Raw genomic sequence first — 13,422 nt, 5'->3', positions numbered from 1 at the left:
ATTGGCAAGCTGACGGCCGACACGTACCAAATCGTGGTGAAAAAGGGGCTTCTCGAGTGAAGCAACGGGAAAGCTGTACGGCTTCATAATTCTGTTGCCGGGGCTCAGATAGATGTGATTGTGTCGACGAAGGGTCGGGCTTGGGGATGGCGAATGCTTCGGACAGTAGCGATGTATCTGGTTTTGATGCCGGTTCCGCTTTCGCACAATCCGCAGAGACTGCCGCCTTTCTCTTTAGCGGGATCTCCGACACCGGGAGTGAACCCGTCACTGAAATGTTTAGGGCACGCAACCTCGAGCGATTGTCGGAAGAACCACCAACCCTCCAGACGCAGATCGACATGATCAATCGGCAAACCCAAGAGACTGTCTATCCGCCTCTCAGCTCGAGCACGGTCTATTGGCCACAGAAGGACGGCGTACCTTACGAGTATCGGCAGGATCCCGGCTTCGGATGCGGTGCTCGGGAGGGTGGATACATCAAGTGCAACAGCGACAGTATGCACGGTTCGATCCTGCGGGAACCGTCCCGGATTATTGCTGCTGTAAGCTACTTCAACGCCAATTTCTGCAAAACCAAGGCATTCTAGAGGTAGAAGGGCCGATTGTCGGCCTGGAAGATCAGGCATGTACCCGCTGAGCGCCATGAATGGTGCTTGAATTCCCTTCCTCTTTGTCCGAGTGTCGCCGCGGTCGTGGAGGGGCATGATGACAATCAGAACAGTGTTAATAGCGTCGTTTCTCATCGTGTCGACGTTGTACGCGCACGCGCAGGAGATCCCAAGGTATGACCCGGCGGGGTACGGCAAGGACGTTTCCGATGTGAGCGGCGGATCAGCGATGATCTACAACGGATGCATGAAAATGGAACAAGAGGCTTACGACGATCTCAGGCCTGTGTGGTCTGGCGTTCCATCACAGACTCGCAGCTATTGTGACGAAGTCGCCAATGTCAGTGGAAGTTCCTACTCAATCCTGAAGGGCTGCGTCGAAATGGAAGCGAACGCGTCGGCATCAAGACCAGAGTTCAAATTCTAATGGCGCGTCGTTTCCTCGCGTCCGCCTGGCTCTTACTGCTGCCAACCATGGCGACAGCCGCCGAACCCACCGTCGTCAGTTGCCAGTTCGAGAAGATGCCTCCCATGATCCTGACATTCCGCGGTGGCATGGGTGCCGACGACAACTCGCTTCAAGTTGGCCAGACTAAGCCCGTTCCTATGAGTGTAGGATCGAATTTGATGACAGCAGCCTACGGCGCTCAAGAATTCACATTTTCCCTAAGGCTCCCTGCGAACGTAAGCGTCAGCGCTCCCGGTCAGGACACCCAGACGTTCTATGGCGAGTGCATAAGCTCGCTGCAGCAGTGAACGAAAAAGCCTTCCGGTTGCACAAGAGGTGCGAACGGTGAATGGTGTGATCGGTTTGACGGGGCGGATACTGTATTGCTCGAATTATTTTCGCGGATAGCGCGGCGGAACGACAAGCGGACGGAATCGGAAATCCAGGCGGACGTGCGACAGTTTATTCTGTCTGCACCGTTCGAACTAGAGGATGACGATGTCCGCATCGTAAATCTTGAAGCCCAGGTGGGTGACGGCAAGCGGATTGACGTCGAGGTCGGCTCCACCGTCATCGAGGTGAAGCGAGATCTTCGTCGTGAGAAAGCGAAGCGCGAAGCGGAAGAACAGCTGGCGGACTATGTTGCCCGCCGCATGACACAGACGGGGCTTCGATATGTCGGCGTGCTGACCGACGGCACCGAGTGGATTTGCTACAACCTCGTTGATGACCGCCTCCATCTGGTATCCGCGATAACGCTCGTCGCTGGCGAGGTCGAGAGGCTCGTCGTCTGGCTTGAGGGTGTCTTGGCGACTGCCCACGGCATCGCGCCGACCGCACAGAACATTGAAATGCGCCTTGGTGCCGGCAGCAGTTCCTATGCGCTCGATCGGGCAACGCTGTCCTCACTCTACGAACGGAACAAGACAAACCCGAGCGTAATCATGAAGCGGACGCTTTGGGCCCGCCTTTTGACATCGGCACTCGGGACCCAGTTCGAAGATACCGATGACCTCTTTATTGAGCACACGCTGCTGGTAAATTCGGCGGAGATCATCGCGCACGCCGTTCTCGGGCTTCATCTCGAATCCATTTCGCCTGCTGCCCTCCTTGCTGGCGATAAATTCGATGAGAGCGGCATCTACGGCGTTGTCGAACCAGATTTAATTCGATTGGGTTGTAGAGGTTGAGGAAGGCGACACATTCGTCAGGACGCTTGCCAAGAGACTGGCGCGGTTCGACTGGAGCGCTGTTGAGCAGGACGTTCTCAAGGTGCTCTACGAAAGCGTCATTGGCGCTGAAACCCGAAAGCGGCTGGGGGAATACTACACCCCCGACTGGCTGGCTCATGTGATCGTTGCCGAGACGGTCACTGATCCATTGGAATCACGAGTGCTAGATGCCGCCTGCGGATCGGGAACATTCCTGTTTCACGCGATCCGAAAATATGTCGCGGCCGCGGAATCCGCTGGCATCGGCATTCGGGAAATGATCGATGGGATTACCAAGCACGTGGTTGGCATGGATTTGCATCCTGTCGCCGTCACGCTTGCCCGCGTCACCTATCTTCTGGCGATCGGGCGCGAAAGGCTCACCGACGAGGATCGCGGCGTAATCCAGATTCCTGTCTACCTTGGTGACTCCCTGCAGTTTCAGGAACAGGGTGTCGATCTTTGGTCGGCAGGAAATCTTGTCATCCGTGCAGACGACGAGCGCGAGTTGTTCGATTCCGAACTCCGCTTTCCCGATGCTCTGCTCGAAGACGCGGCCAGGTTTGACCTTCTTGTGAACGAAATGGCCAACAAGGCGGCAGGCAGGAAAGCGGGTGATCCCATCCCTTCGCTGAACCCTGTGTTCAACCGGTTGGCTATTCCGGAGCAGCACCGCGCGGTTATCAATGGTACCTTCAAAACGATGTGCCGCCTTCACGACGAAGGACGAGACCATATCTGGGGCTACTATGTGCGGAACCTGGCGAGGCCGCTCTGGATGTCGCGTCCAGGCAACCGCGTGGACGTGCTGATCGGGAATCCGCCATGGCTTGCTTACCGACATATGCCAGCAAACATGCAGGCGACTTTTCGTAAGATGAGCGAGGCCCGTGGTCTTTGGGCTGGCGCAGAAATCGCGACCCATCAGGATTTGGCGGGTCTCTTTGTCGTAAGGGCTAGCGAACTCTATCTTCGCAAAGACGGCAAATTCGGTCTCGTGCTGCCAAATGCGGCAATCGACCGGGATCATTATGATGGTTTCCGGCGCGGGCATTATGGCGACGGAGCTGGAGGACTTGCGCTTTCATTCGGCCCTTCATGGGATCTCCGGCGCATACGACCCCACTTTTTCCCGAGGGCGGCGAGTGTGGTATTCGGAACGAGGTCGGAAGTCAGCCGACCGATGCCTGAAGAAGCGGAAATCTGGTCTGGCCGCTTGCGGACACCCAACAGCCACTGGGAAGAAGCCCGCCTTTCTCTCGTGCGGGCTGACGGCAAAGTCCGCCGGGTCGGGCAGATTACGAAATCGCCATATGCTCCGGCGTTTACGCAAGGGGCGACCTTCACGCCGCGAGTTGCTTTTGTTGTCGAGAAACAAGAGGTGTCACCACTTGGACGGGTTCAGGGCACCGTTGCGGTGAAATCGTCGCGAAGCGTTCAAGAAAAGAAGCCGTGGAAGGACTCGCCCGCGATAGAGGGCGTGATTGAGTCGGAATTCGTGCGGCCGTATTTTACGGGCGACAACGTGTTTCCTTACCGGGTTGGCAATCCGCTTCTTTCGGTGATCCCATGCAGTGCGCGAGAACTTCTCGACCAAAGCCAGATCGAAATGCACCCCGGCCTGCATCAATGGTGGTCTCGAGCCGTCGAGTTGTGGGACAGCAATCGCTCAAGCGATCGGATGACACTTGCCGATCGGCTCGACTATCAAACGACCCTTTCCAAGCAGCTTCCGATCCCCCCGCTTCGGGTGGTCTACAACCGTGCTGGTATGCATGTCGCCGCAGCTAAAATCGATAACCGCAGAGCCATTGTCGCCAACGGGCTCTATTGGGCTGCGGTTCATTCCGTCCAGGAAGCAGATTACCTTTGCGCGGTGTTGAACGCGCCTGTAACCACGGAGCTTGCCAGGCCGTTCATGTCGTATGGCAAGGACGAGCGCGATATCCACAAGCACGTCTGGGAAGTGCCTATCCCGCTATACGATGCCAATAATGAAATTCATCGGACGCTATCGAGGTTGGGCAGTGCGGCCGAAAGCATTGTGGCAGGCTTTGCAATCGACCGTGATCTCCATTTCGCGGCCACGCGACGACATATCCGGGAACTCCTGGATTCCACAGACGAAGGCCGCGAGATCAACGAGATCGTGTTCGAGCTGCTGTCGTAATCAAGGGTAATCCGCATGACCAATGCAGTGGAAGATGCTCTCGCTGATTTGCGGGGCGAAGTCGAAGGTGGTGGCGAGCTGGCGGCTGCTACCAAATCGCGGCGGAACACGGACTCAATCCAATTCTTTTGGAACGAAAATTCACGGAACGCTTCGGATCGGCTCCCGCAGTGCTCGAAAAGCTGGAACACGCCAGGGCGTCAGCTCGCCCCGAGATCGACTACGAGATCGACTACGAGAAGGTGAAGTCACTGGTCGAATACCAGTGCAAGAGATTCCGAGTGAAACCTGACAAATTCTTTCCGCTCAAAGGGAAAACCAAAGTCACGATCACCTCGCGGCTCGTGGGCGACCACATGATTCATATCGACGTGGACTTTTACGAATGCGCCGTTATCGAGAGGGTCGGCAACCAAGTGCGCGAGGGCTTGGAAGCATTGTGGGGAAACCGGACGAGCAAATGATCCACCTTCTCGCCTCCAGCAGAGGCCGAGCGCGATATACATTCAATGGCAACAACAATTGACAAGTTGATAATCGTTGCAGACGGCACTAACAAATGGGCGAGATCGGGGGACGAATGAAACCAGGTTCCAAGAATGGGGCAGTGTGGCGCCGTTGGGATTTACATCTCCACCCACCGGGGACCAAGATGTCCAATGGATATGGGAATTCGTCTCCAGAGATCGATGAAAAGTACATTGATGCACTCGAAGCGTCTCCCATCGAAGTTTTCGGAATTACTGACTATTTCAGCTGTGACAGGTCGTTCGAGATAATTGACGCTTTCCACAAGAGGCATCCTGATTCCCCTAAGGCATTTTTCATTAACATCGAATTTCGCCTCTCCGACGCAATTAACGCAGCGAGTGACAGCCCGCATCTTCACGTGATTTTCGACAGCGACGAGCAGTTCTGTCCCCGCAGAAAGATCGAGAAATTTCTGCAGCTGCTGACAACGAAAGGTGTGGATCGTTCCGGCGCCTCCATATCCTGCGCTGAACTTTCAAAGCCTGCGGACTATGAGTCCGCCTCGGTGGCGTTCGAGGATCTTAACAAGAAGCTCAACGAAGCATTCGGTGATAGCCAGCCCTATCTCCTCGCGTTTCCCGCTAAGAACGATGGCATGAAGTCCACCGACATGTCTTCACCTCGGAAAGTGAGGGTAGCGGACAACATTGACCGGATATGCCACGCCTTTCTAGGTTATGGCGCGAGCCGCGACCATTTCTTGCGAAAAGATCGCTATGACGACGGCCAGTCGGAGCCCAAGCCCGTGATCTGGGGCAGCGACGCGCATTCATTTGAAGATTTAGAGCGGCTGCAGGGAAACATCCCCTCCTACCCATACACGTGGATCAAAGCCGACACGACGTTTCGCGGCCTGCAACAGATCTGTTACGAGCCCGAAGCTCGGGTGTTCATCGGAGAAGAACCTCCCGTCGAGACGCGAAAGATCCAACATCCGACGAAGATTCTCAGAGGACTCAAGATAGGGCAGGTGAGAGGCTATGATGGCGCCCAGGGGCAGTGGTTTAAAAACGTAGACCTTCCACTCAATCCCGAACTGACGGCAATCATCGGAAACAAGGGAAGTGGCAAGAGCGCATTGGTCGACATCATCGGTCTGCTCGGCGAAAGCCGCCTTGAGGAATACTTCGCATTCCTGTCAGACTCCCCCGAAAACAAGAAATTTCGGCAGAGACGCTACGCAGAGAACTTCGAGGCCGAGCTTGAATGGCAGAGTGGAAGCCTCACCGCGAAGCGGCTGAGTGACCATGTCGAAAGTACAAAGCCGGAGTTGGTCCGCTACCTGCCGCAGAACTATTTTGAAAAACTCACCAACGAAATCCAGATCGAGAAATTCCGGCGGCAGATCGAAGACGTTGTTTTCTCCCACGTGGACGAGACCGAACAGATGGGTCAAGCCTCCTTCAAGGAGTTGCAGGATCTGAAAACTTTGCGCAGCAAGGACGAGACCAGTGCGCTAAAGACGCGCCTTCGTGCCCAGAACGTGAATCTGGTCGCCTTGGAGGAACAAGCTGATCCGCAGTTTCGCCGGACTCTGAAAGCGCAGCTTGATGCTAAGTATAATGAATTGAACGCTTTAGCCAAGCCGGAGGTGATGGACGCACCGGATGATATTGAAACCCCAGAACAGAAAGTCCTTTCAGCGACCGTCGAACAATACAGCGCCCAGCTTACAGCTCTGCGCTCTCGGGAGCAACCCGCCATCGAGTATCTGGCTGAGCTAAAGAGAAAAAAGCAAGTTCTCGAAGGTGTTAATGAGTCACTTGAAAGTCTTACCAAGCGGGTCGCAGATGCGGTCGAGCAGATCCGATCGGATCTTGGTAAATTCGGGCTTGATGCCGATCAAATCGTTTCGCTGCGCATCCAGAATGCGGCCTTGCTTAGCCTTGCTGCCGACCTGACCAACCAGATCGGCAAGCTCGAAGCTAACAATGAATTAACGTTTGAGCACGGGTTTGACTTCTCGACCCTTGAGAGCCTGCCGGACATCCGGAAGGCCATCGACCATTTGGTCGATGCCGTCAATCTCGCGCGGGACAAGCTTAGCGCGCCGCGGCGCGCATATCAGCAGTATCTGGAGCGCCTCGACGCCTGGAAGAGCCGAAATATCCTGATCACGGGCAATGAAACCGACCCGCAACCGAACACCATTCGATATATCGAGAGCCAGATCACCGCTCTGGACAATGATTTGCCGGCGAAAATCGTCGCGGCTCGGGAGGCGAGGCGTAAGCTTGTCGAAGCGATCTATGCGAGCAAGAACAAGATCCTGAAATTCTATGCCGACCTTAAGAAGAGTGTCGACACCAAGCTATCCGAGGTTGCGATCGAGGGCTTCAGCGTCGAGATCGACGCGTCGTTCGTTCTCAGTAAGGACTTTCAGGATAGCTTTCTGTCCAAGGTCAGCAAAAACAAACGAGGCCCGTTCAATGGCCAAATCAAGGAGCCGGGCCAAACCTTGTCCGACTTCCTCCGCGATGTCAGCTGGAATGATTTCGCCGCGATTTCAGCGGGCCTCGACCGAATTCTCGACGCGATGCAGACGGAGGACTTGAAGTTCACCGACCAGGTGCGCGACCAGAAGGAGTTTTACGACTTCCTATTCAGTCTCGAATACATTGAACCATCGTACAAGTTGCGTCTTAGCGGCAAGGATCTTGAGGAGCTGTCGCCGGGTGAGAAAGGACTCCTTCTGCTTGTCTTCTATTTGCAGCTCGACAAGAACGACATCCCGCTTATCATCGATCAGCCCGAGGACAATCTCGACAATCAAAGCATCTTCTCGGTGCTTTCCAATTGCATTCGAACGGCCAAGAAACGTCGTCAGGTCGTTCTCGTGACGCACAACCCGAACCTAGCTGTTGGTGCGGATGCCGAGCAAATCGTCTATGTGAAACTCGACAAGACCAAGAATTACAAGTTTTCCTACGAGAGTGGCGCAATTGAAAATCCTAATATTAACCGGCGTATTGTCGATGTATTGAAAGGGTCTCAGCCGGCGTTCGTTAAGAGGCGCCTAAAGTATAATTTCTAGCCGTGCATCGTCAGGCCTGCGTCAGGGTTTAGCCCTGTGAGAACTGCCGGCGAAGCGGAACTAGATCGATGGTGCAAAGGCACATAGCAAGTCCCGCCAGAGCTTTGACAACTGCATCCTGCGACGTGATAGGAGCCTAGCGAAACTACGCCGGCATGAGTGCTAGATGAATGGCAGCCTGAGCTCAGGACAGCCAACACCGCGTGTCGTATAATTTTTTGTCGAGCCGCAGTCGAACACCCTATGTTCAGTGGCCGGAGACCGCCGAATGGCATTTCGATTTATACATACGGCCGATATTCATCTCGACTCGCCGCTGCGTTCGCTCGCGATGCGAAGCCCCGATCTTGCCGAACTCGTCGGAGACGCCAGTCGCCAGGCGTTTGTCTCCATTGTGGATCTGTGCCTTGCGGAGCGCGTCGATGCGCTCGTCATTGCCGGCGATCTTTATGATGGCGATCAGACTTCGATGAAAACAGCACGGTTCCTGGCATCGCAGATGACACGCCTCCACCAGGCCGGCGTCAGGGTTTTCAAGATCCGCGGAAATCACGACGCCCTGTCGCGGATATCGAAACAGCTCGTCTTTCCCGACACGGTAACGATCTTCAGCGGCCGTCCCCAGTCCGTACTTCAAACGGCCGGCGGTCTTGACGTCATGTTCCATGGATTGAGCTTCGCAAGCCCCAAGGCACCTGAAAGTCTGCTGCCCAAGTATACAGCCGCCCGTGAAGGGGCGGTCAATGTGGGTGTCATGCACACGAGTCTTGCCGGATCGCCCGGTCACGACGTCTACGCCCCTTGCAGCGTCGCTGACTTGCACGGCCATGGTTTTGACTACTGGGCGCTCGGGCACATCCACGTCCGCAAGGTTCATCCTAGAGCGAGCACGGTGGTGATGCCAGGAATGCCGCAAGGCAGGGACATAAACGAGGCCGGCGAAAAGTCAGTCACTTTGGTAACGATACGTGACGACCGTTCCGTCGAGGTCGAGGAAAGGCTGACCAGTATCGCGCAATTCGAGCGGGTGAACGTCGACCTGACAGGGACTGTCGAGTGGCCAGAAGTCGTCGGGCGAATCCGATCCGCGCTCGAAGATATCCGGGCTTCCGTCAGATCCCGTCACGTTGTTGTCCGTCTCGGTCTGACCGGTGACTCGCCTTTGTCTTGGGCACTGATCCGCGACAGGGACCTGCTCCTGGCCGAAGCCGAGCAGGTAGCGGAACAGGCCGGCGACACATGGGTGGAAAAGCTCGAGCTGGGCCTCTCTCCGCCCAGGACGGAAGCACTCGAAGGCGTCGCGGATCCGATTTTCGAACTCGCTGAATCCATGCGCGCCGATGCAAGTTCAGAAGCCTTCCGTGCTGAAGCGAGGGAATTCGTCCTGAAAACCATCGCGGACCTTCCGCCCGACGGGCGCGACTTCGCCGGAAAAGACGAGGCCGCGCTGGAATTATTCCTCGACAGGGTTCTTGCCAGCGGCGCTGACCTGGTCACGGCCCGCCTCAAGGCAGGTGGATCGCAATGAGGCTCCGGCGCCTTGATCTCATTCGTTATGGAAAGTTCACCGACAGGACGATCGAGTTCGGACCAAAACCGGATTCCGGGCCCGACTTGCATATTGTATTCGGGCTGAACGAGGCCGGCAAGTCAACCGCGCTTTCCGGCTATCTGGACTTGCTGTTCGGGATTGAAGAACGCAGCCGCTACAATTTCCTGCATGAATATAGCGCGATGCGCATCGGCGGCGTGCTCGAATTCGGGGGAGAGGAGCATACGTTCTCACGCACGAAACAGCGCAACAACTTGTTGTTGAACGCAATGGGCCAGCCGGTGAGCGAACTGGCGATTGCGGCACATCTCGCAGGTCTGTCCCGGGACGCATACGGCACCATGTTCTCGTTGGACGACGAGACACTGGAAGCCGGCGGAAAATCGATACTGGAGTCGCGTGGAGACCTGGGCAAGCTCCTGTTCACGGCCAGCGCCGGTCTTGGACACGCGAGTGACACATTAAGCGCGCTCGAGGCAGAAGCGGACGGGCTTTATCGGAAGCAGGCACACGGAACCGAACTCGCGCTTCTCAAGAAGCGACTTGCGGAACTGAAGTCCCGGAAGGATGCTATCGACACACTGGCTTCGACGTTCGAGACCCTCGAGGCCGAACGTCTTGATGCGGCGGAAAAATACGATCGCAGCATCACCGAACGGTCGGTGCTGTCGGCTAGGCTCGATACCATTGCCAAGTATCTCCGCGCAGTCCCGATCCTCGCGGATATCCGACGTAAGGTAGCCCGGCTGGCTGAGTTGCCTGACATCGCTTCACCGCCACGGACCTGGACAGGTAGTGTCGCCGAAATGATCGATGAGGACGCCAGCCTGAGAACTCGGCTGTCAGCAAACGTCGACGAAGTCGAGCGAGTGACGATGAAAATCGCGTCGGTCGAGGTGGACGAGGTGATCCTTGCAATCTCCGAGCGGGTTCGCGGACTGGCGGATCGCAAGGTGCGCTATATCTCGGCAGGCTTGGACCTGCCCAGTCGCAGGACGGAGCTGCAAATACTCGATAACGCCATGGCAACTTGCCTTGCCGCACTGGGAAGGTCCTCCGAGCCAGAGCCTGCCGCCCTGATTTTGCCTGCTGCCATTGCTGGTGCTGTTCGCAATATGGTCGAGCAGCGATCCGGAATTGCTACCAGCGTGCGCGTCGCCCGAGACGAAGCCGCGGCAGCCCTTGATGCGCTTCAGACGGCACGCGAACGGGTCGGTGAAGAAAGGGCCGTGCCCGAGCCTGCCAGGGCAAGGCTTACCTCGGCTTTGTCGAAAGCGAGGGGGAGTGGGCACCTAAAGGAGATCAAGATGGCACGGGAGGCAGAGGACGAGAGCGGAATTCGATGGGAAACAGCGGTCCATCGCATGCATCCCTGGTCCGGAGATGCTCAGGCGCTGGCCAAGATCTCAGTTCCGACGGCCCGGCAGATTGGTGCATGGAAAACTCGCTCAGCAGAGCTTGGGACGAGCAGGGCAGTCCTTTCAGAACGTCTTGCCGAATACCAGGCCAATCACGAGTTGCTCTCGGCGCGGCTGGACGCCCTTCGTGGCTCGGTTGACATAACGGACGATGAAGCCGCCGCAGCCATCCGGCGTGCCCGGGACGAGGCTTGGACAAGGCATCGAGATGACCTTAAGGGCGAAACAGCGGACGATTTCGCGGTAGCGTTGGCTCGTGACGACAGTGTTGGAGCAGTTCGTCTGGCCAACGTGCGGGAGCTCGCCGAGATCCGAACCACGACCCGCAGCCTTGCCGAAACCGCGGCCTTCATCTCGCGTGCGAGCGCCCAACTTTCCCAGGTCGATTTGGACGTGGAAGCAGCACTGTCGGAAATCCGCGTATCGGCAAGAGATCTGCTCGGAGATAGCCTGGAATCTTCGCCTGAACGAATGATCGAACTGATCGAGGATCGTACTTCTGCCCGGACCGATGCGCTCGCGGCGTGGGAGGGGATCGAGGTCGCACGTAAGAAGGCTGGTCGGGCGGCCGACGAGGGAGACCAGATACGCCTGGAGTTGAGCGGGGCGCTGGAGAGCGTCGGAATACAGTCTGACTCCGAAGAGAGTTTGGAGACGATCATGGCCGTCACAGAGCTGTTCCTCGACAGGCAGCTCAAAGTGGACGCTGAACGTGCCGAGGCGCTCCGAACAGTCAGCGCGAAGGAGGAGGATCTGGCTGCCAGACGACGGGCCGTGGACGTGGCAGAAAGGCGTGAGGAAGAATGGCTGGCCGGCGTTGCGGAGGCGCTTAAGGGTACCTGGCTCGAGAGCGGGCTTTCGGCGCCCGGAGTGGGGAGCGTACTCGATCAATTGGCTGAACTGTCCAAAACCCTTCAGGATCGGGATGCCATGCAGCTCCGCATCGGGAAGATGGAGGCAGACAGAGATAATTTCATTGTCGAGATTACCGCAGCTGCAGCCGAAGCGGGTGAACCGCCGAACGACGACGAACCGGAACAGTTGGCGATCCGGCTTGCTGAGCGCCTGGAGCGCGCCGATCGCACTCGCGAGGCGAAGGCAAACCTCGTCAATGACCTGCAGCGCCTTCAAGATGCTCGTGGCACACTCGATGTCGAGATCGCGGCGCATGAACGCCGCAAGAACGAGGTCTTGGGCGTCTTTGGCGTAACCACCCTATCCGAAGTCGTGGAACGCGACGAGCTGCTGCGGGACAGAGATCGTCTGCGCGCTGCTGTAGCCGACCTTGAGGAGCAGTTGTCGACCGAGCTCGCTGTGGAGGGGATCGAACAGGCGTGTTCAATATTGAATGCTCTCGATTTCGATAGCCTTGCAATCGAAAAGGCTGAAGGCGAGCAGCGGCTTCGGGATCTTGATGAAGCGATACAACAACAGCTTATCCGGCAGACGCGAGCGGCGGACAAACTGGACGCCATTGGCGGCGATAGTGCTGTTGCCCGAATAGATGCCGAACGTCGCACCGTCCTTCTGGAAATCGAAGAAAAGGCCGTCCATTATATCGAGCTTAAACTGGGAGTTATGTCGGCTGGAAACGCTCTGCGCGTATACCGCGAGCGTCATCGCTCCGGGATGATGGCGCGGGCATCTGACGCTTTCGCGCTCATCACGCGCGGTCAGTACTCGGGCCTGGCAACCCAACCGGTGAAGGGCGGCGAAGTCCTCATCGCATTGCAGCGCGACGGGCAGTCCAAGGTCGCCGACGCGTTGTCAAAGGGCGCGCGTTTTCAGCTCTACCTGGCCCTGAGGCTTGCCGGGTATTACGAATTTGCCCAGTTTCGACCCTCAGTGCCATTCATTGCCGATGACATAATGGAGACTTTCGACCATTTCCGGTCCGAGGAGGTTTTCAGACTGTTTGGCGAGATGGCAAGTGCGGGTCAGGTGATCTACCTTACGCATCACCAGCACCTATGCGAGATCGCCAAGGCTGTCGTGCCGGGCGTAACGATCCACGAGCTCGGATAGTTGCCTGCTGTCGCGTAGCATGAGTTGATGCACCTGCTACCCAAAGACGACTTCCGTAGGCCGAACCTTGGATGGCCGCTTTGCGCCCCATCTCCGCCTTTCGGACGACGACACGCTTCTCCCGAAACCGGTCATTCCTCCGAGGTCTCGGCGGCGAGCGACCCTAGCGACTGCGCCGGGACAAAGCCGTCATCCACGCGGGTCACACCGAACGACAATTTTCTGCAGGACCAGGCATTGTTGATTGGGATTGGACCCCGCCGCGAATCCCGGATGCTGACCGCTCGCTGACAATCGACATTGAATTGTAGGAGAGTGGACATTCGGACCGGTATAAATGCCTCCGTGTACTTGATCTCTCTACCGCATTGAGCAGAGGTAGGCACCGCAGCTGCTATCATGGCGTGACACAACAACAGCTC

General features: G+C 56.9%; 8 protein-coding genes. All 8 read left to right on the top strand.

The window, feature by feature from the left end; translation table 11 throughout:
* Positions 1-146: 146 nt before the first annotated feature.
* The 8 genes from NKH89_RS32500 (at position 147) to NKH89_RS32465 (ending at position 13,000) form a co-directional block, all read left to right on the top strand.
* Positions 147-590 (top strand): hypothetical protein, encoded by a 444-nt coding sequence (locus NKH89_RS32500; RefSeq protein WP_023722837.1) that lies wholly within the window; start codon positions 147-149, stop codon positions 588-590.
* 118 nt (positions 591-708) lie between these two features.
* Positions 709-1,038, top strand: coding sequence for a hypothetical protein (locus NKH89_RS32495; RefSeq protein WP_051409787.1), 330 nt, complete (start codon positions 709-711; stop codon positions 1,036-1,038).
* A 404-nt stretch (positions 1,039-1,442) separates the two neighbouring features.
* A complete protein-coding gene (locus tag NKH89_RS32490; RefSeq protein ID WP_352516078.1) occupies positions 1,443-2,249 on the top strand; it encodes a hypothetical protein in 807 nt (268 codons plus the stop codon).
* A gap of 82 nt (positions 2,250-2,331) precedes the next feature.
* A complete protein-coding gene (locus NKH89_RS32485) occupies positions 2,332-4,440 on the top strand; it encodes an N-6 DNA methylase (RefSeq protein WP_352516077.1) in 2,109 nt (702 codons plus the stop codon).
* 170 nt (positions 4,441-4,610) lie between these two features.
* On the top strand, positions 4,611-4,904 hold the full coding sequence (locus NKH89_RS32480) for a hypothetical protein (protein ID WP_023722841.1): 294 nt from the start codon (positions 4,611-4,613) through the stop codon (positions 4,902-4,904).
* A gap of 95 nt (positions 4,905-4,999) precedes the next feature.
* Positions 5,000-8,005 carry a TrlF family AAA-like ATPase gene (locus tag NKH89_RS32475; RefSeq protein WP_352911380.1) on the top strand — a complete coding sequence of 1,002 codons (3,006 nt, stop codon included), beginning with the start codon at positions 5,000-5,002 and terminating at the stop codon, positions 8,003-8,005.
* A 268-nt stretch (positions 8,006-8,273) separates the two neighbouring features.
* On the top strand, positions 8,274-9,533 hold the full coding sequence (locus tag NKH89_RS32470; protein WP_023722843.1) for a metallophosphoesterase family protein: 1,260 nt from the start codon (positions 8,274-8,276) through the stop codon (positions 9,531-9,533).
* Positions 9,530-13,000 carry an ATP-binding protein gene (locus NKH89_RS32465; RefSeq protein WP_352911377.1) on the top strand — a complete coding sequence of 1,157 codons (3,471 nt, stop codon included), beginning with the start codon at positions 9,530-9,532 and terminating at the stop codon, positions 12,998-13,000. The genes NKH89_RS32470 and NKH89_RS32465 overlap by 4 nt, the downstream gene beginning before the upstream one ends.
* Positions 13,001-13,422 lie beyond the last annotated feature (422 nt).

It is taken from the genome of Mesorhizobium sp. M0923 (assembly GCF_040319365.1).
GTDB lineage: Bacteria > Pseudomonadota > Alphaproteobacteria > Rhizobiales > Rhizobiaceae > Mesorhizobium.
Note: the sequence above shows the minus strand (reverse complement) of the source record. Positions and strands in the feature narration are given on the sequence as shown.